This is a genomic window from Mesorhizobium sp. BH1-1-4 (assembly GCF_020165665.1).
GTDB lineage: Bacteria > Pseudomonadota > Alphaproteobacteria > Rhizobiales > Rhizobiaceae > Mesorhizobium.
The window spans coordinates 81,244-107,085 of the sequence record NZ_JAIUIN010000004.1 but is presented as its reverse complement, the minus strand read 5'-3'; the positions used below and the strand labels follow the sequence as shown (position 1 = coordinate 107,085).

The following is a 25,842-nucleotide window of genomic DNA, read 5'->3' as shown; positions in this document are numbered from 1 at the left end:
TGCTGCGAGAGCGCATAAGCACCCGGCGTTAGCGGAAAATGCGTGAAGAGGCAGCGCAAGTTAATCGAGCAAGAGCTGCAAACAATATTGAACAGCAAGCTCCGTGGTTGGAATGAGAACCTTATCAGAAACTCCGAAGGTGGGGGTGTGCACCCCAGCCTCATTGCCCGGCTCTCGGCTGCCAAACCAGAAATAGATCGACGGCACACAAGCTGAGTAGTAGCCGAAATCATCGCTGCCCGAGGTCGGGGGCCTTTGAACATACTTGTCTGCGCCCTCAAGTTGAATGACAAGCTTACGGAACCGTTCAACCATCCCTGGATCGTTGAATACGAGAGGGTCACCAGATTGAGAGGTGAAACTCGCCTTGCCTCGATGCATGGCGGCGACACCCTCTGCCACCTCGCAAACCCGTCGCACCAGCAGCTCACGGCGTTCTAGACTACTTGTCCGGATTGTTCCCGTCATGACTACGGACGGGCAGATTATATTGGATGCCTCCCCTCCTCTAATTGTGCCGATGGTAACGACTGCGCCGTCGTCAACCGGCATTTCGCGGGAGACAACCTTCTGGACTTCGTTGATAAAGGCGCCGGCCATGGATATGGCATCGACGCCGAGATGCGGCTTTGCGCCATGCGCCATAGTTCCAATCAGTTCGACTGCAAACTGATCGGCCGATTTTGTAACAGCCCCCGCACGTGCGCCGTAGGATCCGACCGGAATCTCCGTATTGACATGAAGCCCGACTGCGGCATCAAATCCTTCAAGCAGTTTTTCCTCCACGACCGTACGGCCACCAAGCGGTTCGGCTTCTTCTGCTGGTTGAAAAAACACGCGCACTTTGCCCGAAAACGCTTGCCGCAGGCGATGGAAAGCAAGTGCGGCGCCCAAAGCGATCGAAGCGTGCAGGTCATGGCCGCACGCATGCATAACCCCCGGTACCTGCGATCTGTACGTCAAATCATTTCGATCTTCTTGAATTGGCAAGGCGTCGATGTCTCCTCGCAGCGCAATTGCACGGTTTGGCCCGGGGGAGAGCCCAACAATATCAACGTAGACGCCGGTCCCATGAAACGTCTTCGAGCCGGTGAGGCCGAATTTCTCCAGGGTCTGCACAATCCTTTTTTGCGTTTTCCATTCCTGGTTCGAGAGTTCTGGCTCGCGATGCATCGCATGGCGCATCTCACGGACCGCTTCGCGTTCCAGTTCCGCAAGGACGCCGTTGGTGAGAACGTTCATGGTAACCTCGTTGCTGCTTAGGTGGGCGGTCACGCTTTTTGCGGTCTTATTAAAGTGTTCTCTCTGCCATTTCGGCGGCAACTGCCTCGTCTAAGGGGGTACCATAGGTGTTCAATATGAATCCAAGCACCATATAGAAGCCGACCGTCGCCATGAGGTCGAAGACAGCCTGGATTCCCAAGGATTCGCAAAGTGCGCTTTCAATATTCGGAGGTAGCCGCGCACCGTCAAAGAGTGCATCGACAGCCAGGGCAATCATCCCGTCCTCACCGTCGGGCGAGCTTTGCATCGACCGTATTCGTGCGTCGGAAATTCCAAGCTTTCGAGCGCGGCTCACATGGTGGGCCCATTCATAGGCTGAGCCCATCCGATGTGCGGCGCGTAAGATAACGAGTTCGGATCGAACCGGCCCCAGGGCGCTTTCTTTGACGATATGTTGGCGCAGTGGAGCCCACGCTTTCAGCAGTGCTGGATGGTGGGCCATGGTTCGATAGACGTTCAGCGCGCCTGCAAATCCGGCCTTCATATCTGCTATTTCGGCGGGCCAGTGTTGGTCGCTTATCGGCGCACAGCGACATGTCATGGGAAACTCTTTCATGGCCGAACGCTCACTCCGCAACCGCGGCATGTATAGCTGCAGCCAGCCGATCGATGATCATGTCGATCTGCTCAGGCTGAATGATATACGGAGGCGCGAGCAGGACATGGTCGCCATGGACCCCATCGACTGTGCCGCCCATCGGGTAGCACATCAGCCCTCGCCGCATCGCCTCCTGCTTTATCCTGGAATTGATTTTGCGAGTGGGATCAAAAGGCTGCTTCGTGTCCTTGTCTGTGACAATTTCTATCCCGCGAAAGAGGCCTCTACCCCGAATGTCGCCGACGTAAGGACATTCCCCTAGCGCCGCGTCGAGGCCAGCCTGCAAGCGCTCTCCCATTCTGACGACGTTTCCCATCATTTCTGGACGTCTCACGATTTCGACAACCTTATTGGCAGCCGCTGCAGCGATCGGATGACCGATGTATGTATGCCCGTGCTGAAACAACCCCGACCCATCCGCGAACGCGCGATAGATCGTCTCAGATAACATCACTGCGCCAATTGGTTGGTAGCCGCCGCCTAGACCCTTTGCCATCGTCATCAGGTCGGGAACAATGCCTTCCTGCTCCACAGCAAACATCGTGCCAGTGCGACCCATACCGCACATGACTTCGTCGAGTATGAGCAAGATGCCATATTTGCTGCACATTTGCCGGACCAACCTGAAATAGCCAGCCACGGGCGCAACGGCACCGAGGGTTGCGCCCACCACTGGCTCGGCCACGAAAGCCATGACTGTGTCCGCTCCGAGTTCAATGATTTTCGACTCCAACTCTGCAGCAAGACGCTCGGCATAAGACTCGGGGGTTTCGCCCGTCTGCATGTCGCGATATGCATAGCACGGCGAAACATGATGGGTTTCCGGCAAGATGGGCCTAAACTGCGCGCGGCGCCACGCATTGCCACCAGTAGCGAGGGCGCCGATTGTGTTGCCGTGGTAGCTTTGTCGCCGCGCAATAATGTGACGACGCTGGGGCTGGCCAATTTCAACAAAATACTGGCGAGCCATCTTAAGTGCTGCTTCGACAGCTTCTGAACCGCCCGACACCAGATACGCATAGTCAAGACCGTTCGGCGCCAACTCAACAAGCTGTTCAGCAAGCTCTTCGGCCACATCAGTCGTGAAAAACGATGTATGAGCGTAACTTATCCCCGCCATCTGCGCCTTCATGGCGTCCAACACCTCGGGATGATTGTGGCCCAGGCAACTCACAGCGGCACCGCCCGAGCCATCTAGATAGGCGCGGCCTTCGCTATCGGTGATGTAGATGCCTTCTCCTGCTACGGCTCTTGGAATTGTCGAACTTATTGCTCGATGGAGGAGTTTCGTCATCGTTGTCTCTCGGGATTGGGTTCGGCGAACGTTCCAGTTCGCCCCCACTAAATCGCAGATTCAAAAGCAACATGCAACATTTGTGTTACGATTGCCTGTCGTGAAACATTTGTCCTCGTCGGACACAGGGTACAGGGTGAGCAAACCCCCTCGCCCATTCGGCAATTGTTTGACTTTCGCACACATCAACGGGATGGTTCGGATGACTTATTTTCATCGAGAACGAAGCAAATGTCGCAAAAGGGACCACTCCACAATTTGATTGTCGAGCGATTTGACGAGATGTCGATACAGTTGCAGCAGGCTGCCCGGCACATTCTTGAACATCCTCAGGAAGTGGCATTGGTGTCGATGCGTGAGCTCGCCCGCAATGCAGACGTGCAACCTTCCACGATGACGCGCCTGGCTAAGTTTCTAGGGTTTTCCGGCTATGACGATTTTCGCGGTCAACATGCGGATATAATTCGGGCAGGCACAGACGGCTTTGCGGCTCAGGCCGTGCAGCGGGACGGCGGCTTCACCGATGGGGAAGAACTGGCGCAACGGATGCTTCAGAGTCTGTCGGCTCAAATAGCGCGTCTAAGCGAATCCGGAACCCTTTCTCGGCTCAGCAAGATGGCCGATTACCTCAGCAGAGCTCGAAAGATTTTTGTACTCGGTTTGCGCTCTTGCCATTCGGTCGCCTGGCATTTCCATTACGTCATGACTTTGCTGGGTGAGAAAACAATTCACCTCGATGCTCCCGCCGGCACGAGCGGAGATGCACTCATGCGCGCCACCTCGGAAGATGTTCTGCTGGCCGTTTCGATAAGCCCCTATTCACTGCAGACCCTTGAGCTTGCCGAAGTGGCCCACGAAAAAGGAATGGGAATAATTGCGATTACAGACAGTGAGGTCTCACCTTTGGCAGCAATCGCCGACCACGTGGTCTTCTTCCCGACGGAGAGTCACACATTTTTCCATACGCTCACACCAGCTCTGGCCATTTCGGAAGTTCTTTGTGGTTTGCTGGCAAGCAAAGACCGCACGGCCGGCCTTGATGAACTCAGACGCGCCGACAGCCATTTATCTGCAATGAACACATACGCATCGGCAATTCCGCGACGGAAAATTTGATTGTTGAGCAAGGAATGCATCGTACCCATCCGGTGAGGACCGCCTTGCTGAGGTAGGCTGAAGGGCTGCAAGTCCTAGTGCAAGCACTAGGAGTAGCCCTATGACGAAGCATCAGATTGAAGTGATCACCTCGGTCGAGCGGCGTCGGCGCTGGTCCCGGGAGGAGAAGGAGCGGCTGGTCGGGGCGACATTTGAGCCGGGCGCCAGTGTTTCGGAGCTTGCGCGATCGGCCGGCATTCATGTGAGCCAGCTTTTCCGGTGGCGCAAGGAGCTCTGCCAGATCTCCGCGCCGCCCGTGCCGCAACTCGTTCCCGTGCAAGTCGTCGAGGCGCTGCCAGCGCCGCAACCACCTGCGCAGCCACCGCCGATCGCCCGAGCGCGCAAGAAGAGTAGCATGGTGACGATCGAGCTTGGCGGCGCCCGCCGCCTGCGGGTCGAGAGTGATATCGACAGTGAGGCGCTCGGCCGGATCCTGGATGTGCTGGAGCGGCGATGATCCCGGTTCCGCGCGATGTGAAGGTGTGGCTGGCCGCTGGTTATACGGACATGCGCAAGGGCTTCCCCGGCCTCGCATTGATGGTGCAGGAGACCTTGAAGCGGGATCCGCACAGCGGCCACTTGTTCTGTTTCCGCGGGCGGCAGGGTGGCCTGATCAAGGTGATCTGGCATGACGGCCAGGGTGCTTGCCTGTTCACCAAGAAGCTTGAGCGCGGCCGCTTCATCTGGCCCTCGGCGGCCGACGGCACTGTGGTGATCACGCCTGCACAGCTCGGCTATTTGCTCGAAGGCATCGACTGGCGAATGCCGCAAAAAACCTGGCGTCCAAGCTCGGCTGGATGAGCAAAACCGCTGGCATGGCGAGGGCGAATATGATTCCCTCGCGCCATGACCGATGCGGCCGATCAGCTTCCCGGTGACCTTGCCAGTGCGCACGCGATGATCCTCGCCGAGCGCGCGGCCCGCCTCGAGGCGCAAGCGCTCGCCGCCCGCGCGCAGGCCGTGAACTCGCACTCGGATGCGCTGATTGCGCGGCTCAGGCTGGAGATCGAGAAGCTGAAGCGCGAGATCCATGGCAGCCGCTCGGAGCGGAAAGCCCGGCTTCTCGAACAGATGGAGCTGCAGCTCGAGGAGCTGGAGGCTGATGCCAGCGAAGACGAACTGGCAGCGGATCTGGCTGCGCGGTCATCGACGGTCCGGGCCTTTGAACGCAGGCGCCCGTCAAGGAAGCCGTTTCCCGAGCACTTGCCGCGCGAGCGTGTCGTCATCGCCGCACCGTCAAACTGCCCGTGCTGCGGTTCGGGGAAGCTGGCCAAGCTTGGCGAGGACATCACCGAGACGCTGGAGGTGATTCCGCGCCAGTGGAAGGTGATCCAGACCGTGCGCGAGAAGTTCACCTGCCGCGACTGCGAGAAGATCGCGCAGCCGCCAGCACCCTTCCACGTGACGCCGCGCGGCTTTGCCGGTCCGAACCTGCTGGCGATGATCCTGTTCGAGAAGTTCGCCCAGCACCAGCCGCTGAACCGGCAAAGCGAGCGCTACACCCGTGAAGGCATCGATCTGAGTGTGTCGACGCTCGCCGACCAGGTTGGCGCGTGTGCCGCAGCGCTGAAGCCGGTGCATGCGCTGATCGAGGCGCATGTGCTCGCTGCCGAGCGCCTCCATGGCGATGACACCACCGTGCCGATCCTGGCCCGCGGCAAGACCGATACCGGTCGCATCTGGACCTACGTCAGGGATGACCGGCCGTTCGGCGGAACATCGCCGCCGGCGGCACTCTGCTATGCCTCGCGCGACCGGCGGCAGGAGCATCCCGAGCGCCATCTGAAGACCTTTGGCGGCATTCTGCAGGCCGATGCCTATGGCGGCTACAATCCGCTGTTCAAGGTGGACCGCGATCCCAGTCCGCTGACCCAGGCGCTGTGCTGGGCGCATGCGCGCCGCAAGTTCTTCGTGCTTGCCGACATCGCCACCAATGCCAAGCGTGGCAGGGATGCCGCGCCGATCTCCCCGATCGCGTTCGAGGCGGTCAAACGCATCGACGCCCTGTTCGATATCGAGCGCGAGATCAACGGGATTTCCGCCGGCGAACGTATGGAACGCCGCCGGCAGGAAAGCCGCCTTCTCGTCGATGCGTTTGAGGAATGGATGCGGACCGAGCGAGCAAAGCTGTCGCGCAGCTCCCCGGTTGCCGAGCCGATCGACTACATGCTGAAGCGCTGGGACAGCTTCACGGCCTTCCTCGGCGACGGCCGGATTTGCCTGACGAACAACGCCGCCGAACGGGCGCTGCGTGGTTTTGCTCTCGGCAGGAAAGATTGCAAGCGCACATGATCGTGCAAATCGTTCCATGCCAACGGTTGCTCGATATAGTCGAGACCATAACTGTCCAGCTTTCGTAGCAGAGGTAAATCAGAGAGTGTGTAGCAGCAATTCGCATCTACAGTCAGATGGATATGAGGGAACCTGGTGCGCACTGCATCTAAAAGCTCCAAGTCATGGCCGGTATTTATCTTCAGTTTGATCCGACGGTAGCCCTGTTGCACGTGGAGAGCCACTTCCTCCATGGTTTCAGAGATTTCCCTGATCCCTAGGGATGCACCAACCTCTATTTGGGAGCGAGTACCTCCGAGAACCTGCCATAGCGGCAGACCAAGCACTTTGGCCCATAGATCCCAAAATGCCATCTCGACCGTAGCCTTTGCCATCTGGTGATCGCGCCAAGGGCGAAACAGTCGTTCTATCTCTTGCGGGTTCGCAATGTGCTTACCCACGACAGCCGGCAATAATACGTCGCGCATCATCATCGTCGATGAGACGATTGTTTCGGGCAGGTAATCAGGCAGAACGTCTGCTACGCCCTCTGCGTAACCCTCACATCCATTGCCCCGAAGTACAACAATGGGCGCCACGCTCGTCGTCATTGTTCCAGACGAGATGGTAAATGGCTTTAGCAATGGAAGTTCGATCAGCCGCAGTTCGGCGGACTCGATTACCAATGGCCTTGCAAGCTCATGATTGAGCATTGTTTGCTCTTTCGTCACCACAATATCTTCCGACACTGGCAGTCCTCGTTCTCTTGCGAAGGCTGGCTGCTGCGATTTCGTGCCAGGTGTTTTTATCTTATAGGAGCCTTCTGAGTGCGCTAAGAGCGGTGTCGTACTCATCATTGATCTCCGGTCGTTCTCACGGTCGAACGAGACAGGCTGGTTCAGGTCAAATCCTCTTTGGGCTGGGTCGAGTGGACCGAGGCTTAAGCATCCTCGCGCAGCTGAGCACGACGCTAGCTGCATTCTTTCCCGCGCTTCAGGCAGATGACGCCAATGCCGTTTTCGAAAGCAATCTGCGTCCCATAAGGTTCGGAGAGCTTCTGCAAGCGCTCTAAGATCGCCTTGGCCTTCGCCGCAGATGCAAGAGTAGGAATTCCTCGGTTCGCGAACCTTTTGGAGTGACCCAGCTCAATGGGGTACAGACGCAACTCGGCGAGTGTGTTTTCCTCGAAGCGGCTTACCGCCATGATGCTCTCATAGAATACAGGGGCGCTGAAACCGGGGGAAGTTTCGTACCCCGATGCCATTTCGGACACGGTCACGTCAGCGTCTGTGGCGTCTACCAACTCCTTGCCATAGACGTCGTACATATCGGCGCCCACAGGTGTCCGAAGATCGTCCATCATGAAGTTGCCCAGGCTGTAGAAAATTGGCCGGCCCTTGTAGATTTCGATACCCCGCAGTCGGTGCGGTCCGTGTACGATGTAAGCATCAGCCCCTGCATCGATAGTCCGATGTGCAAATTCTCGTTCATAGTCGGCTGGTTCTTCACTCCAATTGCCCGGCTCATGCCCATGATTTGTAAAGATGCAGAAGTCAGAAAACTGCTTGCCGCGGCGAATGTTTCGGAGGATGTTCGCGACGTCCTTGGGGTTTGGCTCATAGGAATACCCTGGCCGCTCGCCGGCTCTGAAGGTGACAGTCGCAACCTTTACTTTCTCTGATTGGGAACCGGATCGCCCAAAGTTCGGCAGCGAGTCTCGTACCATCCGCAGGCTGTCGAGCATTTTGGGCTCCACAACGATGCTCCTCTCCAACCGCAGAGTGTTGATCCCAGGTCTAGCCGGAGCTTCACCCGCTGCATCGCAGGCACGTGACATAGGCGTAAACGTGGACGCGGACGAAACCAATCCCACGCGTCCTTTGGGTGTTTCCACAAAACGTGCAGCACCCGCCTGTGACAGAGTTTCGCCAACACCAGCATAGACGATACCGTTTTCGTCGAGCACGCGGCATGTGAGGCGCATGCCCTCCACGCCCCAGTCGAAAGCGTGATTGTTTGCGTAACTAACCAGATTGAACCCAATGTTCCTCAGATCTGGCCCCGTCTCAGGCAAGCTGACGTGATACGCTCCCCCGTACTCTGCTTGCGGGCTTCCTTGGAAAGTGCGGATGTCGAAAATGTTGGTTTCCAGGTTGCCGAAGGTGACATCCGCCGCTTTCAAGACGTCAACAATTTGCGCGAAACCGGGATGGGAGCCGTTCGTTAAGCGTCGCGATACGATCAGGTCTCCAACTGCAACAAGCGTAAAGCCGTTGTCGACATTGGTCGCCAAAGAACCGGTCTCATCGTAGCTGTGCGAATGTTCATGCTGTTGGGTATCGTCGATTTTATGATCGCCGTTCATCTGTTCTCCAGACAGTCGCTTTGAAATGAAGATACTCGGGTAGTCCCAAGCTTCGCCAGCATCGCCGTTCAGTAACTGGCGAGAAGGGGCTGGCTAGGAGAGCTACTGGAAGCGTTTCGAAGAACCGAAGTGCGCACGTGACACGCGACCGAGCGGCCATCTTGCATCGAAATCAACGCAGGAACCTCCTGTCTGCACCGATCAACCGCGAGTGGACACCGAGGGTGAAATGCACATCCCGTCGGTGGATTCACGGGGCTTGGAACTTCTCCTTCCAGGCGTGCTTCCAAACTGCGGTGAGTTGGGTCGGGCACCGGAGCGGCCGCGATCAGGGCTTCGGTATAAGGATGCACGGGATTGGCAAACAGATCTTCGCACCTGGCGAGTTCCACCATGCGTCCCAGATACATGACCGCCACCTTGTGGCCGATATGCTCGACGACGCCAAGGTCATGAGAGATAAAGACGAAAGCGATGCCCAGCTCTTGCTGGAGATCCATAAGCAGGTTCAGGATCTGCGCTTGGACGGAGACATCGAGAGCCGAAACCGCCTCGTCAGCGATAATAATTGCCGGTTTCAGCGACAACGCCCTCGCAATGCCGAGACGTTGGCGTTGCCCTCCCGATAGTTCCGAGGGAAGCCGGTGCATGATCTCCGGAGCAAGACCCACCTGTTGCAGAAGCTGTGCTGCCAGCGCCTCCCGCTGCTTTCGGTTCAAGCGCTCAAAATTCTCAACTGGCTCAGTGATGATCTGGCCCGCCGAGAGCCGTGGGTTTAGCGAAGAGTAGGGATCCTGGAACACCATCTGCATTCGACGGCGTTGATGTCGGAGCTCGTGTTTCTTCAGGCTTGCGATATCAACGCCTTCAAGGAGCACGCGGCCCTCGGTTGGGTCGACAAGGCGCATCAGGAGCCGTGCAATGGTCGACTTGCCGCAGCCCGATTCCCCTACGATGCAGAGGGTCTCGCCTGCCTCGACGGAAAATGACACGTCCTGGACCGCCCTGATTACCGGGACGTCTCTCTTCGAAAACCCGCCACCCAGCGGATAGTGCTTAATCAAGTTCTCGACTTGAAGCAGTGGACCGTTCATACGCTCAGCACCTTCTCTACATGCCAGCAGGCTGCTGCGTGCCCCGGCCCGTGGTCTTCTAGGACAGGCGTTTTCTCCCTGCAGATGTCGGTCGCATACGAACAGCGCGGGGCAAAGCTGCATCCGATAATAGGCGCGCGCAAGCTCGGCACGATCCCTGGAATCTCCGGCAGACGACGTTCCCTTCCGCGGCGCCTGTCGGGAACAGAGCGCATTAGTGCCTTGGTGTACGGATGCATGGGCCGCGCAAAGAGGCCGACGACAGTCGCCTGCTCAACAATCTTCCCGGCGTACATCACGATGACGCGCTGACACGTCTCGGCGACCACGCCGAGATCGTGAGTGATAAACATCACCGAGGTACCTGTTCGCTCTTTGAGGTCGACAATCAATCTGAGGATTTGCGCCTGAATAGTCACGTCCAGAGCTGTAGTCGGCTCATCAGCAATCAACAGCTCCGGTGAACAGGCAAGCGCCATGGCAATCATCGCGCGTTGGCGCATGCCGCCCGACATTTCATGCGGATAGTTCTTCAGCCGGCGGTCGGGGTCGGCGATACGCACCAGACGCAGCATCTCCTCTGCCTTTGCCATTGCTGCGGAACGCGAGGCCCGGGTGTGAATTTCCACAGCTTCAGCGATCTGTCGGCCGATAGTGTGAACCGGGCTTAGGCTGGTCATCGGGTCCTGGAATATCATGGCAATCTTATTGCCGCGGATTTTTCGCATTTCCTGGTCTGAAAGCTTGAGCAGGTCCTGTCCGTGGAACCGAACCTCTCCGCCAACCGTCCGGGCAGTTAGCTTTGGCAGGAGGCGCAGAATGGACAGAGAAGTGACGCTTTTACCGCATCCCGATTCGCCAACCACACCGAGCGTTTCGCCTTTTCTGACCTGAAAGCTCACCCCGCCGACGGCGCGGGTGATGCTATCTTCACCAAAGAAGTGGGTTTCAAGATTACGAACGTCGAGAAGAACATCGTTGTCGACACTATTCAGCATCTTCATATCAACGCCTCCGCTTCGCGCGCGGATCGAAAAGATCGCGTAAGCCGTCCCCGAATAGATTGACAGCCAGCACTGTAACAGCAAGGCAAATGCCAGGGGCAAAGAGCGTCAGCGGAGCGATGGAAAGATAAAGGCGCGAGCTGGAAATCATATTTCCCCAACTTGGAATCTCTGGCGGCACGCCAATGCCCAGAAAGCTCAAGCCGGCTTCGGTCAAAATCGCATTTCCGCAGACAATCGCACTTTGAACCATGAGTGGGGGAAGAGTGCTCGGAAGAACGTGGCGCCACAAGATCTTCGGAAGACGAGCGCCACCGCAAACAGCTGCCTCGACGTATGGTCGCTCTCGCACGCTTAGGACAATCGAGCGAACAAGCCGGGTCACACCCGGTATTTCGGGAATAGCGATAGCCAGGACCAGAATTCCGATGCCAGATCCAGTCAAGGAAATTAGCGCGATGGCCAAGAGTATCGTCGGAATGGACATCAAGGCGTCCATGAATCGCATGACTATGTTGTCGAATGGGCGGATGTATCCAGCCACGATGCCGATCATGAGCCCTGCCAGGGCTGCCACCAGAGCTGACGCCAGCCCGACCAGGAGCGATATACGCGCGCCGTAAATGGTCCGGACCAAAACATCACGGCCCAGATTGTCGGCACCAAGCCAATGATCACCAGAGGGAGGCTGCAGGCGAGCGAATGGATCCATTCTTCCCGGATCACCGGCATAGAATGGAGCAAGAAGTGAAAGAAAAATCAGGAGTACGAGGAGACCGCCGCCGGTTAGGACCAGACGGTGGCGACGGGCAAGAGCTGAGATCCGAAAACGATCCTGCGAGCCAGATTGTGTCCGTGATGTTGAGATGACCATATCAGTACCGAATACGCGGATCGATCAGCGTGTAAGCAAGATCGACCATGAGATTGATCAGGACATAAAGGCCCGAGACGATAATCAGAACGCTTTGAATTATGGGATAGTCCCGCCCGTTAATGGCATCGACAACCAGGCGACCGATGCCCGGTATGTTGAACACGGTCTCCGTAAGGACGACGCCGCCGACAAGGCCGGCGAAACTTAGTCCAACCGCAGTAAGGATCGGGACGCCAGCATTTTTCAAAGCATGATGGAACAGCATGGCATAGGACGACGCACCTTTGGCTGCGGCCGTGCGCATATAATCTTCCGATAGAACCTCGAGCATGCTCGCCCTGGTTATCCGGGCAATAAAAGCAATGTACGCCAGACTTAAAGTCAGTGTTGGAAGGATCAAGTGCACGAGCCAAGGTGTCATACCCTGCCCTATCGGCTTGTATCCCTGAACAGGCAGCCAATGTGTCTGGATCGCAAACAGGTAGACCAGGAAATAGCCGATCACAAATACAGGGACAGAGAATCCGATAGCAGAGAAACCGATTAGAAAGCGATCTGCCAGCCCCCCCGCCCGCCATGCGGCAAGGACGCCGAAGGATATCCCGACAATCACCGAGAGGAATACCGTCAGCAGTGATAGCGAGATGGTAGGCTGCAAGCGTTGAGCGATCAACTCACTGACGGGACGGCCAGAAAATATTGAGGTCCCGAGATTGCCACTAACAATCTCTTGAACCCAACGGATGAACTGAGCCGCCAAAGGATCATTCAAGCCCATCTGATCGCGGATACCGGCGACGACCGCTTCCGTGGCTGTTGGACCGGCGATAATGACGGCAGGGTCGCCTGGCGCAAATCTCACAAGAAGGAAAATAAACGCTCCGACCATCGCCATGACGGCGATGGCCGAGATCATCCTGCGGATGATGTAGAACGTCATGGACTCACGCCTTTTCCATGTTCCACAACGCGACACGGTTGATAGGCATACCGACAATGCCGGTGAGTTCCTTGCGCCGGGCGACGGGCCTCAGTTCCTGGCCAAGCCTGATATCGCCGACGAAATCCCACCAGATTTTCTGCATTTGTCGGGCTAACACCTTGCGTTCGTCTAGAGTCTCGACGTCTGGCCACTTGGCTCGGAGTGCCTCGTACTCCTCGTTCTTCGGCCAGCCATACCAAGCCTTTTCGCCACCTGCATTCATGAAGATCTGCGATGTCGGATCGCTCATGAGAAAGTCGGTATCGGTGGTCATAAACATGCTCCAACCGCCGCTTTCAACAGGTCCCTTGTTCGTTCGGCGCTTAGAAAGCCCACCCCAATCGCTGGCCGCGAGTTCAACATCCATCCCGATTCTTCGCAGGGAGTCTGCGAGAAGCTGCGAGGCATCTCTGTGTGCCGGCTGGGTGGAGTCTTGAAGAATCAGGACTTTTTGGCCCGTATATCCCGCTTCCTTTAGAAGTTGCGTGGCTTTTTCCGCATCTCCACCCTTCTTGAACCAACCGGTATTTTCATCGTTCGAGTAATGAGTACTGTTCCCGAAGATCGAAGTGACTGTATGGCCGTAGCGCGCATCCGGAGCGATTACCCGCAAGAACGCTTCCTGGTCGAGCAAGTGCAGAACAGCCTGGCGCGCTTTCACGTTGTCGAACGGCGGTTGAAGGAAATTCATTCGCAGGCACCAGTCCTGACCGGATTCATTCAACACTTGAAGTTCGAGGCTGGGATCAGTCGTAATAACCGGGAACAGATCTGCGCTTGGCCTTTCAATGAGATCAATTTCACCCGTCTGCAGTGCTCCCACGGCGGTCTGCGGATCTGAGATTTGATCCCAAACGACTCGATCCACCTTCGCAGTTTTGCCGCCCGCATATCCGTCCTGCGGTTGTTTCCGCGGCACGTAAGCCTCGTTGCGATCATAGGCGAAACTAGCGCCTGGACGAGCGAGTTCCTGGTTGAATTTGAATGGTCCTGAACCGATGTTTGCGGTCACTTGCTCAGTGGCAGCCAACTTTGCATCTTTCTCACGCATTACAGCCAAGTAGTAGCCGCTGGATGCGCCCAGGATGTCTATCAATATTGGCAGTGGCTCCTTCAGAACGATCGCAAACGTTTTGTCATCCTTCTTCAAAACGTCTTGTGCCCGTGACATGATGAGTTGTCCGCCGGCGTCGACTTGGGCCCATCGTCGAACCGAGGCCACGCAGTCTCCAGCCGTCACTGGTGTGCCATCATGCCATTCGAGGCCCTCTCTCAGTTGAAACGTATAGGTCTTTTTGTCCTCAGACAGGGTCCATTTCTCGACCATTTGAGGCTGCGACTTAAGCTGCGAGTCCAAAGCGAACAACGTGTCGTAGATGGCCATAGCGTGGCTGGCTGTGACGTCACTGGAGGTGAAGATTGGATCGAAAGCGGTAAGGGCGTCGCCCATGACCATACGGACAGTTTTCGGGTCGGCTGAAGTTGTCTGCGCGCGGAGGATGGATGGCATAGAGAGCGATGCTCCGGCTGCCATGGCCAATTTCAGCGCACTGCGTCGAGATACAGTCATTGTTCATTCCCCTTTTCTAGTTGGAAGTCCTATACGCAACTTTGACTGCATCTTCGGGAAGACATCGAAGACGCAGCTCTAACGGGCACCTTTCCTTCAAAAATCTGGCCGCTTCGTGCGCTTCTGCTTCACCGGGCTCCACGACCTGACTGCATTCATAAATCTCTTTTTCGGTGTATGCAACGCTTGTCTCACACGAATTAAATTGAGACATTCGATTCAGATTGCGCAGATAGCTCGCCGCCGCTGAGCCTCATCGTTTTTTGTGAGTGATCTTTTCTTTTACGCAGTGAATGGCCGTTGGCGTGGGAATTAGCGCATGAAGCTATTCACCTGTCTAATACGTTCTTACAAAACAATAAAAATTATTCCGAATTTTGATAATCTCTGGAACCAAAGCACGCAATGAGACACGCGCCTCCCTTTGATGACGCGTTGAAAGCCGCTGTCGGCTGGCAGTGCTTCTTCGGTGAAGGCCGCCCGGTTACGCCGCTTGAGCGTCGATGGTGGGCGCTGTGCATTTCTAACGCAGGACAGCCCCCTGACCTGATCGTTGAGGGCAGAAGGGCTCGGCTGGCTCTACGCTATTCGCTCTTTTCTGTACTGAAGCTGGCCTGAAACCTCGTCGGCTTCAAAGATCGAGCTTGAGCACACCTCTGGCGCGAGACACGCATGGGATAAACCGGCTGTCGCGAGCCTGCCTGGACAGGAAAGCATCGCGGTGGATCGGCTGACCTTCCAGCATTCCGCATTCGCAGGCCCGCAAACGCCGTTCTCGCATGAAGCCATGAGCAGTACGCCCGCCCGCCGCAGTGCCGCGCGCGCGGTCGTAGCGGCCGCGACAGGACCAACGTGCCGCCACCGCGGCCTAACCAACAGGTACCCGACGCATTGGCACGTCTGCTATCAGATGCCGGTGCGGCAGCCGCGAACTTCGAGATCATTGAACACCCCCGCCGCCCAAACGAAGAGCCCAGCCCATAGGTTCTTATTGATCCGGTCCAGAACACCGCACTTGGGGTGCTCGTCACCCACAGACCGAGCAGACTCGAGGCCAATCAGATCCCTTCGAACTCGATAGCCGTATCGGAGGCAAAGCGGCTGAAGACCCTGAAGGGGAGAACGGCAAGCTGAAGCGTCACCCATGAAGGTCGCGTCACTCGGCATAGTTCCGTCGCCGAAGCCCTGATGCTCGCGGCTCCTGAACATTGGGGTTGCACACTCCGGGGTGTGATTTTCATCGTGGACAGTGTTCTAGGCGCGAGTCGAAAGCGCGTGTTTGGTCCGAAGTACCGCGGTTGTCACTGAGGCTACAACCAGGGGGATTGAGATGAGCATGAGCATCGGGCTGATGTTCCAGCCGACATGTTGAGTTGCCTCCAATGCCGTCTTGATGAGGCCAATGAGGTAATAGCTGATCGCGATGATCGAGAATCCTTCGACCGCGCGTTGGATCTTCACCTGGGTCGCTGCCCGTTCCGCCATCGCCTGAATTTGCATTGCATTCTGGAACTCGATCTCGACCTGAATGCGGGTCTGGAGCAGGTTCAGGAGGTGCATGGTGGCGTGGGACAGTTGCTCAAGCCGAAGGGATGCCGCCTCGCAGGTGCGGATCGCCGGTTTGAAGCGCCTGGTGACAAATACGCCAAATCTCTGGAAGCCTGGCACATGCGCTTCACGCAACTCGCCAATGCGCTCTTCGACAATCTTTGCGTAGGCCGCGGTCGCGCCAAAGCGGCTACGGGTTTGAGCAGAAACAGAGATAATGGCGGCGGAGAGTTCCGAAATTTCTTTGAGAAGTCTCTTGTGCTGGTCTGCCGGTGTCGATTGGTTGCGGGCCGCCAATTCGCCAAGGCTCGTCTCGAATTCACCCAGCCGTGGCGCGAGATGCCGCGCGAGCGGCAAGCCGAGCAGCGCCATCGAACGATAGGTTTCGATCTCATAAATTCTGCGGACCATGCGGCCAAGCCGGTACGCGTTCAGATTCTTGTTGAACAGCAGAGTGTGACCCCACCCGCTTGGACCAACCCTGAAGTCAGAACAAACCTGGCCAGCGCCTGCCCCGATCGACGACGCAACAGTGTCAGCGAGTCCGAACTTTGACAGGGTGCTTCCCAAATCATCAGGTGCTGGCCCCATAACCAGTATGCTGACTTGACAAATGATGCTTGCTGACGACAGGCCCAGCATGTCGATGATATCACAAACCGCAAGTGTCGGTTCCGGCCATTGGCATGCTTCCTCGGCCAGCATCGTCACGCGTGTGACGGTGACAAACTCCGTATGAAATTCCACCCTAGTCTTTATGCGATCCGATTCATGCGGTCCGAAGGATATTGGGCCGTCCGGCTGCCTGACGGCCGACTGCGACGGCATGAGTGAGACATGCTCGACAAGAGCAGGCCCGGAGAAATAGATCGAAGGCCGTGCGTGAAGCTCGGCGTTGAAATCTGCTCTCGTCGCACCGTCCATCTCTCTTGCCAGCATACCGGATACCTCCACCTAAATCCCAATCGCCTCGTAGGCCTCGGCGATCTGGCGGATGGAGGCGACATAGGCTGCAGTTCGGTAGTCACCGAGTTCGGGCTGTCTCTCCAGAAGGTCTCCGATGCGAGACCAGGTGCTGCGCATGACGTCCTCGAGCCCTGAGCGCACGAGATCGATTTCAGCGCCCCCTTCAAGGAACTCGTCACGAATGTCGGCTGGGAACTCCTTGCCTGTCATCTGCTCAAGGGCTGCGGCTATCGTGTGGTTGCGCCGCTCACGGCGGCGCCGCTCCATCAGACCGAACGGAATGTGGGTAAGATTCTTGACCCACTCGAAGTAGCTTACAACCACACCGCCGGCATTGACGTAGAGATCGGGGAGAATAGTGACACCACGCGAGCGCAGGATTTTGTCCGCCTCGAACGTGACAGGACCATTTGCAGCCTCGACGATCAGCTGTGCCGTGATCTTCGATGCGTTTTCGGCATGGATGGCATTTTCCATTGCGGCCGGGACGAGCACGTCACAGTCACGCTCGATACCTGTCATGTCACCGGCAAACGATGTGGCACCAGGGAAGCCGAGGATGCTGCCGGTCTTGAGCTGGTGCTGCTTGAGTTCTTCGATCGGCAGTCCCTCGAGATCGGCAATATAGCCATCGCGTTCGGCTACCACATAGACCTTGGCTCCATCCTCTTCCGATAGAAACTTCGCAGCATGATACCCGACATTGCCAAAGCCTTGGACGATCAACGTGGCGCCAGTCAGGTCGCGACGCCCATTCAAGCCGGGCGTGCGTAGATCACGCAAGTAGCTCTGTATCGCGAACTGCACGCCCCTGCCCGTGGCTTCCGTGCGCCCAGCAATCCCTCCCTTCGACAGGGGCTTGCCGGTGACGCAGGCGCGGGCATTGACGACGTCGGTTGGATTTGCGCGGCGGAACTCGTCGACCATCCACGCCATCTCGCGCTCGCCGGTTCCGATATCAGGGGCGGGAACATTAACGCCCGGGCCGATCAGACCGCGCTTGTTGAGCTCCTGGGTGAAGCGACGGGTGATACGCTCGAGTTCCTGCGGCGACCATTCCCGGGGATCGATTTTTAGCGCTCCCTTGGAGCCTCCGAACGGCACGTCAACGAGCGAGCACTTCAGCGTCATCAGTGCGGCTAGCGCTTCGACTTCCTCGGCATCAGAATTTGCCGCATATCGGATACCGCCCTTTACCGGCTCGCAGTGCTCACTATGCACCGACCGCCAGCCAATGAAGCTGTACATCCGACCGCGCAGCCGGACACCAAACCGAACCGTATACGTCGAGTTGCACTGGATGATGCGCTCCGCCAGTCCATCCTGCAGATCGAGGAAAGACAGCGCATGGCGGAAGTTCTGATCGACGCTTCCAAGAAAGCTAGCTGAAGGTTCCTGGTTGTTCTGAGTGCTCTGTGGGGCGTTGATGTTCACGTGTAATACCTCATTTAACAAGCTTAGCGAGAGGCGATTGGGGAAAGCGCGCAGATCAGCGCAAGCAGCGATGTCCGATTTCGGCGCTGAGCAACACCTTCGAGCAGTTCGGCAGCTTTGTTCTGAAACGCACGCCGCCCGATATTCTTCGACGTAACACTCCTCATCTGGCGAAGTCCTCCATAGCAATGGTCCTCCGTCCAATAAGGCTAAGGACATTGTCGCGCAGGAGATCGTGAACGGCTAATGATCGCTTAAGCTTAGACAATAGGCGTACTGCTCACACGAAAGCTCCTCGGTCGCTGCTCCCTGATGATCTGTCGTGCTCTTGCCGCGCGTGAGGGAAGGAACGCGAGAGATCACGTTTCTGGCTGAAATTCCGGGATCAGGAACCGTTCCAACCTCATCGCACTGTTAATAGAAATCTGAACATTGTTTTTTGAGAGGACGGCAGCCTTCACCGCAGCGATACCTATTGGGCGGTAGTTGTCAGACAAGTAGATCTTTTCTTGGTCCGTGTTTCTTGGACGCATCATGCTGGCTCCATCTGGTCGCGTGCAGAAGTTCAACGTCCGACACTCTTGTTGACGACACGACCGGTATCGCGATGGGAGAGGGTCTGGGTTAGCCAGTCCGTTCGCATCTCGGGAACCGACGAAATCAGCTTCGCGGTGTACGGATGGAAGGGAGGCGAAAAGATTCTCGCCGTGGGGCCTTCCTGCACGATCTCACCACGCAGCATGACCGCCGTGCGATGAGCGACCCGACGCACTATGCCCAGGTCGTGGGTGATAAAAAGGTAAGAGAGCCCTAGGTCGTCCTGGAGCTTTCTCAAAAGCTTTAAAATGTCTTCGGCGACGAGTTGGTCCAAGGCAGAGGTCGGCTCGTCGCAGATGATAAGTTCAGGGTTCGCGGCAAGCGCGCGTGCGATGCAGACTCTTTGTTTTTGCCCGCCGGAGAGCGCTGTTGGGAAGCGATTGGCGTAGTCGGCTGGGAGTCCGACCTGTCGCAAGAGTTCTGCGACGCGCATCTTCACCTCATGATCAGATTTGTCGAAATAGAAGCTATAGGGACGGCCTATGATCTCGCCGATCGTCTGGCGCGGATTAAGCGCCACGTCCGGCGTTTGGTAGATTAGCTGTATTTTGCGCAGGTCTTCCTTGCTCCGAGCGGTGTAGGAAGAACTCAAGGTGCCTCCGCGAAAAGTCACCCCTCCCGAAGTGCGCTCCAAAAGGCCGACAATCAGTCGGGCGAGCGAGCTTTTTCCGGAGCCGGACTCCCCGACAACCGCCATGGTTTCTCCCTGTGACACAGTCAACGAGACCTTGTTTAGAGCTGTAAAGTCACCGTAGCGGCCCACGACATCGGCGACCTCAAGAACGGTCGGGCCGCGCTCTGGCTCGCCAATGTCGTCAGAGAGGCGATCCGCAGCCTTTCGCTCGGACACTAGAGCGGCCGTGTAGGGATTGTTCGGTCGCAACAGTATCTGCTCCGTGTCGCCGACCTCAATCACCTTGCCGTGGCGCAGCACCATTATCCGGTCGGCCACCTGAGCAACGACGGCAAGGTCATGGCTGATGTAAAGAGCAGCGGTGTTGAGCTCTTTGATTAATATGGTGACGAGCGCCAATACTTCGATCTGGGTGGTGACATCCAGCGCTGTGGTTGGTTCGTCAAACACGAGGATCTCTGGTCGGCAGGAAACAGCCATCGCAATCATTGCGCGTTGCAACTGACCCCCGGAAACTTCGTGCGGATAGCGATGGCCGAACACTTCGGGATTGGGCAAGCCAAGTGAGCGGAAGAGCTCAACGGCAGCCGCCTCCGCTTCATTCTTCTTCATCAGGCCATGCTGGACAGGCATTTCCGTGACTTGATCCAAAATGGTATGCGCCGGATTGAAAGAGGCTGCGGCCGACTGAGCGATATAGGCAATGCGCTGTCCTCTTAAATCGCGTCGCGCCTCCGGCGATAAATCTCTGATTGAGACGCCTTCGATCTCAATACTGCCGGAGGTGATGTGGCAGCCAGCGCGAGCGTATGCCATTGAGGCAAGGCCTATCGTTGATTTTCCTGCGCCCGATTCGCCGATCAGGCCCATCACTTCGCCGCGCCGCAACTCAAGCGAGACGTTGTCGACGAGGGCAACTCCATTCGTTGCGTCCACCCGCAGGCCCGTAATCTTCAAGACAGGTTGAGCCATCGATTACATCTCCGCCGACGCGCCAGATGGGCGTGCATTGATGGACAAGAACCAATCGACTACGAGATTGACGCCAATGGTCATGAGCGCAATCGCGGCGGCGGGCCAAAGTGGTGCGGGCAGGCCAAAGGAAATCGCCTTGCTGTTGTCTCGAACCATGCCGCCCCAGTCGGCGTAGGGTGGCTGGATGCCGAGGCCGAGGAATGACAGGCCGGCGACGAACAGAAGGTTGAAGCAGAAGCGCATCCCAAATTCCGCAATCATCGGCGGCAGCGCGTTAGGTAGTATCTCACGGCGCATTATCCACCAGGTTCCCTCGCCGCGCAGCCGCGCAGCCTCGACATATTCCAGTACGGCAATGTTCAAAGCGACAGCACGGCAAATGCGGAACACTCGGGTAGAATCCAATACGGCGATGGTCAGGATCAATGTCGGAATTGAAGAGCCAAACATGGAGAGCACGACCAATGCGAAGACCAAGAGCGGGATTGACAGCATGACGTCGACGAAGCGCGACAGGATCTGGTCGACCACCGGACCGCCGATTGAGGCGAACAGGCCCGCCAGCGTGCCGATGGTGAAGCTAAGGACCGTTGTGACCAGCGTCACTCCAATCGTCATTCTCGCGCCGTAGATAAGCCGACTCAGCATGTCGCGGCCGATGTTGTCGGTCCCTAACAACTGATGGCGAGACATGGCGGCCCAGGTATCGCCAACGGTCTCTGCCTCACCGAAGGGAGCAAATACCGGAGCGAAGATCGCGATGACGATAAACATCGTTACGATGCCAATACCAACCCAAGCTAATGGTGTTGGTTTTCGGTAAAGAAACATCGTTTCAGTTTCCGATCGTTGATTTGCGTAGACGGGGATTGACGAGCAGGCTGAGGACATCCGCCGATATATTCAGAAGGATGAACGCAGCAGCGAAGACGAGACCGCAGGCCTGAACGACGGGCAGATCACGCTTTGAAACACCATCGACCATAAATTGGCCGATTCCCGGGTAGACGAATATTACTTCAATCACAACTACGCCGGTGATCAGATAAGCTAAGTTAAGCGCGACCACTGCGATGATGGGCGATGCAGCATTGGGGAGGGCATGTTTTACCACCACGCGGGGGCGCGAGAGACCTTTCAGAAATGCCATTTCGATGTAAGGTTGCGACATGATCGACAACACCGATGAGCGGGTCATGCGCAGCATGTGGGCCGTTACAAGCAGCGTAAGCGCCGTTGCGGGGAGAGCTGCAGCGTATAGCCTTCCGCTCAGTGACATGCCTGAATAGATGGTTGCCAAGGACGGGAACCATCGTAATTCCACCGAAAAAAACAAAATTAAAATATAGGCGATAAAAAACTCGGGAATCGAAATCGCCGCAAGCGATATGACGTTTGCAGCTTTATCGATCCATCTTCCCTCATTGATTGCGGCAAGGATTCCTAGTCCCACAGCAAGCGGTACCGCAAAGCAGGCTGCGAAGCTGGCGAGGAACAGCGTGTTTTGAAACCGTGGACGCAGCGAGGTCATAACATCGCGCTTGTTGGTCAGCGCCTGGCCGAAATCGCCGTGAAGCACGCCGTTTAGCCATTCGCCATACCGGGCATAACCGGGGCGATCGAGACCAAGTTCCTTACGAAACTCCGCGACTGTAGCCGGCGTCGCGCCTTGGCCCAGTACCGCACTGGCAACATCACCCGGAAGAATCTCGGTTGACACGAAGATCAAAACGCTCACGGCAAACAGCGTCAGTATGCCCAGAACTAGCCGGGACAATAGGACACGCAACATGTTTCCCCCCTTAGCTCTGGAGATTTACTTTTTCGACAAGAGCGTGAGATCGCAACAGCATGTGACTTCCCGTTCATTGAACGGATGATGAGGCCAAGCGAACGGCCTCACCCTTCTGATTAAGCGAACCAAGCTTTCTCGGCAACGCGGTTGTCATCCATGTCATAACGGGCGTGGGGCTTGACCCCGTGAATGCTCGTGGAATAGCCATCCAGATAATCGGAGATTGCAAAACAAATCGTCCCGCCATCCTCGTAAATCATCTCTTGGCACTTCCCGTACATTTCTTTGCGCTTGGCTTCGTCAAACTCAACACGCGCTTCTGTAAGGAGCTTGTCGAATTCAGGAACTTTCCAATTCGTTTCGTTCCAGTCGGAGTTGGAGCTGTAGACAAGAGAAAGTGTCTGATCGGCGGTAGGACGGCGCCCCCAGTATGAGGCACAGAAAGGTGCCTTGAGCCAGACGTTGGACCAGTAGCCATCGGCAGACACCTTGCTCACATCAAGATCGATGCCGGCCGACTTCAGGGACTGCTGGTAGATTTCAGCGCAGTCCACCGCCGAACCCCATGCTCCCTCGGACGTTTGGAGGATTGCCTTGGCACTCGACGAGACGCCTGCCTTTTTGAAATAAAATGCCGCCTTGTCCGGATCGTAGCTCCGCTGCGGCAGGCTGGAGTTGTAAAAGGGATCGTGCGGGTCAAGGATATGGTCGTTTCCAAGGATCGCGTATCCGTTTAGAACCTGCTTGATAATCTTCTCGCGGTCGATCCCCCACTTCAAAGCCATCCGCAGATCCTTGCTCGTAAACGGATCATCGGTGACACGCGCCACAAAACAGAATCGGTTACCCGTTCCTTTGGTCCGCACGACGGAGATGCTGGGCTCCTTCATCAGAAGGTCCACTGTACGCGGGTCGAGGCGATTGACACCGTGGACTTCACCGGATTGAAGCGCAGCCGTGCGAGCTGCCGCATCCTGGATATACAGGATCTCGACGGTATCGAAGTTTCCTCGGTTCGGCTTCCAATATTCACCCCGGTTCTTTACAGCAACGCGCACACCCGGCTCGAAACTCTCAAGGACGTAAGCTCCGGTTCCAATTGGGTTTTGCCAATCCGTATGGTCTTTTGGTAGTACAACGATGTGGTTGTCCCCGAGAATGGCTGGGAAGTCGACGTTCCCTGACGAAAGCGTGATGCCGACCTGATGCGGCGACAGCGCCTTGATCTCCGAGATCTGCTGCAGGAGACCTCTGGCCGGCGACTTCGTTTCGCCGCGATGTATTTGGATCGAATAAATGATATCGTCTGCGTCGAGTTTCTTGCCGTTCGAGAACGTAACGTCCTTACGAACGTTGAAAACCCACTCCCGCGCGCCTGGCTGGACATCCCAGCTTTCCAAGAGTTCGCCAGTCGCACTGCCATCGGCGTTGAATTCGATCAACCCGTTCATGATTGTCAGCGAAGCCATCATCATTATTGAGTCGGAATAGGTTCGAGGATCCCAAGAGTCCGACGGCGAGCCGCCCTCCATCCCGAGCTTCAAGTTGCCTCCCTTCTTTGGCTCTTGCTCTTGTGCCTGCGCCTTTGAGAATGCAGTCGAGGCCATCGGAATGGTGATGCCTACTGCAGCGGCAAGTTGCATGAAGTCGCGTCGCGAAAGTGTGCCTTTCTGCGCGAGCATTTCAGCTTGGTTCAGCTTTCGTTCGAAGTCACTCATGGCGGGATCCCCTTATTTAGACTTTGAGAGGCTCCCTGCCCGGCAGAGAGCACTTCCGTCTTAGAATTATGAGTTGTCCACGTTTTCTGCGAATGGTCCGGACGTACGGCACCCTCCTAGCCGTGCCGCACGCAATCGTTCCTCGTTCTTACGCCCGGTCCAGGTGATTTGACCCTTGCCGGACGCCATCGAGCATCTAAAAGCCCTTTCGCCAAATTATCCTAAAGGAAAAATTTGGTCTTGCAATACATAATTTGATCTAAAGAATCGGACAAGCAACGAGGCAACCCCCTTTGGACAACTCAACGTGGGCTTGAGAATGTAACCAGCTGTTTGATCTTCCAAGGCAATTAGGTGTCGACGTCGCGCTACCTGCAGGAGGCAACCGCTAAAAGCCACTACCCGGGAAACTGAGATTGAAAGCAAAAAAGTTTCCTATAGGATAATTTTGGTACTTCACATCGCAAGACGAACTCGCCATTCTTAGGAAGACGCTAGCCCCGCTCCAACAACTCCGGCAGCGGGCGAGCCGCCTCCAGACTGTGATGACAACGTCGGCCAGCTGACTAGTTCGGCCGTCGGCCGATCCGTGCGCGGAGTGCGATACTCGAAAAGGGCTGCGCAGAGAAAGACATCAGCCCCATAAGGAACGAACCGATGAGTGACACCCCAATCGTAATCATAGATGCGGAAATGACCATTGCGGGTCTTCCGTTCCGGCCCCTCGTTGATGAGCTTCAATCCGCCTTCAGTCAGGGCTGCGTAGCGCCAGTACGCCACCATCACAACATGGAGAAGACCGGCGAGCCTGACGCAACCCTGCTCTTGATGCCCGCATGGTCAAACCCAGATGATGGTGACCAATATCTCGGGGTAAAGCTTGTCACCGTTGTTCCAGGAAACAGCGTGCGCGGCATGCCGGGCTTAACCTCCACGTACATGCTGTATAACGCGGTAGACGGCCGTCAATTGGCGCTGATGGATGGAAACGTCATCACATCAAGGCGCACCGTTGCGACATCCGCACTGGCGGCGCGTTTTCTCGCTCGTGAAGACGCTCGATCACTTTTGGTCATAGGCGCCGGCCGCGTTGCGAGCCTTATTCCCGATGCATATCTGGCGGTTCGCCCAATAGAGAAGGTGGCAATTTGGGACATCAACATCGACAATGCCCGCGTGCTTGCGAAAGCGCTAAGCGATAGAGGGATCTGCGCGGAAATTGTCAGTGACCTAGAGCAAGCTGTTGGCCGTGCCGATGTAATCAGTGCGGCAACCCTCTCCACTAAGCCTATCATAAAGGGCGATTGGATTAAGAGCGGGACACACATTGACTTGATCGGTGGGTTCACCCGCAAGATGCGTGAGGCCGATGACGCTGCACTCGCGCTTTCGAGAGCGTACGTCGATACCCGCGAAGCACTTCATGAAGCCGGTGACCTTGTCCAACCTATCGAGACCGGCGTCATATCGGAAAATCATATCCAAGGAACGCTCGCGGATCTGGCAAAAGGGCTCGTCCAAGGGCGTGGCAGCGCTGGGGAAATAACATATTTCAAGGCGGTCGGATCCGGGCTTGCCGACCTCGCCGCAGCCAAAATGGTCTACAAAAATATTCTTGCGGCTGATCGCCAGCGACCTTGATGTTAGTCAGATCAAATGGCCGTCCAAATGAGAAATCCCT

20 protein-coding genes and 1 pseudogene are annotated in these 25,842 nt (G+C 56.6%); 5 read left to right on the top strand and 16 right to left on the bottom strand.

The window, feature by feature from the left end; genetic code table 11:
* Positions 1-60 precede the first annotated feature (60 nt).
* Genes LB569_RS09495 through LB569_RS09485 form a run of 3 tightly spaced genes read right to left on the bottom strand, consistent with a single transcriptional unit; the run spans position 61 to position 3,176 of the window.
* Entirely contained in the window at positions 61-1,242 is a 1,182-nt protein-coding gene (locus LB569_RS09495) for a M20 family metallopeptidase (RefSeq protein WP_224691991.1), read from the bottom strand.
* 49 nt (positions 1,243-1,291) lie between these two features.
* Positions 1,292-1,840, bottom strand: coding sequence for a carboxymuconolactone decarboxylase family protein (locus tag LB569_RS09490; protein WP_224691990.1), 549 nt, complete (start codon positions 1,838-1,840; stop codon positions 1,292-1,294).
* 10 nt (positions 1,841-1,850) lie between these two features.
* A complete protein-coding gene (locus tag LB569_RS09485; RefSeq protein WP_224691989.1) occupies positions 1,851-3,176 on the bottom strand; it encodes an aspartate aminotransferase family protein in 1,326 nt (441 codons plus the stop codon).
* Between the two features lie 231 nt (positions 3,177-3,407).
* Here LB569_RS09485 and LB569_RS09480 point away from each other — a divergent pair, with 231 nt between their 5' ends.
* The 4 genes and pseudogenes from LB569_RS09480 to tnpC all read left to right on the top strand — a co-directional run.
* The gene (locus tag LB569_RS09480; RefSeq protein WP_224691988.1) at positions 3,408-4,292 is read left to right on the top strand and encodes a MurR/RpiR family transcriptional regulator; all 885 of its coding nucleotides are present in this window, start codon (positions 3,408-3,410) and stop codon (positions 4,290-4,292) included.
* A gap of 100 nt (positions 4,293-4,392) precedes the next feature.
* Positions 4,393-4,788 (top strand): IS66-like element accessory protein TnpA, encoded by a 396-nt coding sequence (tnpA, locus tag LB569_RS09475; RefSeq protein ID WP_224691987.1) that lies wholly within the window; start codon positions 4,393-4,395, stop codon positions 4,786-4,788.
* The gene (gene tnpB, locus LB569_RS09470; RefSeq protein WP_224691986.1) at positions 4,785-5,132 is read left to right on the top strand and encodes an IS66 family insertion sequence element accessory protein TnpB; all 348 of its coding nucleotides are present in this window, start codon (positions 4,785-4,787) and stop codon (positions 5,130-5,132) included. Before tnpA ends, tnpB begins: the two co-directional genes overlap by 4 nt.
* Positions 5,133-5,177: 45 nt before the next feature.
* Positions 5,178-6,605: pseudogene (gene tnpC, locus LB569_RS09465) on the top strand (IS66 family transposase); the annotation flags it as partial.
* Here tnpC and LB569_RS09460 read toward each other — a convergent pair.
* The 13 genes from LB569_RS09460 to LB569_RS09400 all read right to left on the bottom strand — a co-directional run bounded on the left by LB569_RS09460 (position 6,494) and on the right by LB569_RS09400 (position 24,161).
* Positions 6,494-7,315, bottom strand: a complete 822-nt coding sequence (locus LB569_RS09460) for an enolase C-terminal domain-like protein (protein ID WP_224692291.1) — start codon at positions 7,313-7,315, stop codon at positions 6,494-6,496. The pseudogene tnpC and the gene LB569_RS09460 sit on opposite strands and share 112 nt — an antisense overlap.
* A 257-nt stretch (positions 7,316-7,572) precedes the next feature.
* Positions 7,573-8,967: a CapA family protein gene (locus LB569_RS09455; RefSeq protein WP_224691985.1), complete on the bottom strand. Its 1,395-nt coding sequence runs from the start codon at positions 8,965-8,967 to the stop codon at positions 7,573-7,575.
* A 68-nt stretch (positions 8,968-9,035) separates the two neighbouring features.
* Positions 9,036-10,061: an ABC transporter ATP-binding protein gene (locus tag LB569_RS09450; RefSeq protein ID WP_224691984.1), complete on the bottom strand. Its 1,026-nt coding sequence runs from the start codon at positions 10,059-10,061 to the stop codon at positions 9,036-9,038.
* Positions 10,058-11,065: an ABC transporter ATP-binding protein gene (locus LB569_RS09445; protein ID WP_224691983.1), complete on the bottom strand. Its 1,008-nt coding sequence runs from the start codon at positions 11,063-11,065 to the stop codon at positions 10,058-10,060. Before LB569_RS09445 ends, LB569_RS09450 begins: the two co-directional genes overlap by 4 nt.
* Before the next feature lies 1 nt (position 11,066).
* Complete coding sequence (locus LB569_RS09440; protein ID WP_224691982.1) at positions 11,067-11,939, bottom strand: ABC transporter permease; 873 nt, start codon at positions 11,937-11,939, stop codon at positions 11,067-11,069.
* Position 11,940: 1 nt separating this feature from the next.
* Entirely contained in the window at positions 11,941-12,882 is a 942-nt protein-coding gene (locus LB569_RS09435; protein WP_224691981.1) for an ABC transporter permease, read from the bottom strand.
* A gap of 4 nt (positions 12,883-12,886) precedes the next feature.
* Positions 12,887-14,494 (bottom strand): ABC transporter substrate-binding protein, encoded by a 1,608-nt coding sequence (locus LB569_RS09430; protein WP_224691980.1) that lies wholly within the window; start codon positions 14,492-14,494, stop codon positions 12,887-12,889.
* A gap of 1,254 nt (positions 14,495-15,748) precedes the next feature.
* Complete coding sequence (locus tag LB569_RS09425) at positions 15,749-16,981, bottom strand: DUF3422 domain-containing protein (RefSeq protein WP_224691979.1); 1,233 nt, start codon at positions 16,979-16,981, stop codon at positions 15,749-15,751.
* A 15-nt stretch (positions 16,982-16,996) separates the two neighbouring features.
* A complete protein-coding gene (locus tag LB569_RS09420) occupies positions 16,997-18,352 on the bottom strand; it encodes a Glu/Leu/Phe/Val family dehydrogenase (RefSeq protein WP_224692290.1) in 1,356 nt (451 codons plus the stop codon).
* Between the two features lie 655 nt (positions 18,353-19,007).
* Positions 19,008-20,645: an ABC transporter ATP-binding protein gene (locus tag LB569_RS09415; RefSeq protein ID WP_224691978.1), complete on the bottom strand. Its 1,638-nt coding sequence runs from the start codon at positions 20,643-20,645 to the stop codon at positions 19,008-19,010.
* A gap of 3 nt (positions 20,646-20,648) precedes the next feature.
* Positions 20,649-21,479 carry an ABC transporter permease gene (locus LB569_RS09410; RefSeq protein ID WP_224691977.1) on the bottom strand — a complete coding sequence of 277 codons (831 nt, stop codon included), beginning with the start codon at positions 21,477-21,479 and terminating at the stop codon, positions 20,649-20,651.
* A 4-nt stretch (positions 21,480-21,483) separates the two neighbouring features.
* On the bottom strand, positions 21,484-22,440 hold the full coding sequence (locus LB569_RS09405) for an ABC transporter permease (protein WP_224691976.1): 957 nt from the start codon (positions 22,438-22,440) through the stop codon (positions 21,484-21,486).
* 119 nt (positions 22,441-22,559) lie between these two features.
* On the bottom strand, positions 22,560-24,161 hold the full coding sequence (locus LB569_RS09400) for an ABC transporter substrate-binding protein (protein WP_224691975.1): 1,602 nt from the start codon (positions 24,159-24,161) through the stop codon (positions 22,560-22,562).
* Between the two features lie 657 nt (positions 24,162-24,818).
* On the opposite strand from LB569_RS09400, the gene LB569_RS09395 reads away from it, so the two are divergent.
* Positions 24,819-25,802 carry an ornithine cyclodeaminase family protein gene (locus tag LB569_RS09395; protein WP_224691974.1) on the top strand — a complete coding sequence of 328 codons (984 nt, stop codon included), beginning with the start codon at positions 24,819-24,821 and terminating at the stop codon, positions 25,800-25,802.
* The last annotated feature ends 40 nt before the right edge of the window (positions 25,803-25,842 follow it).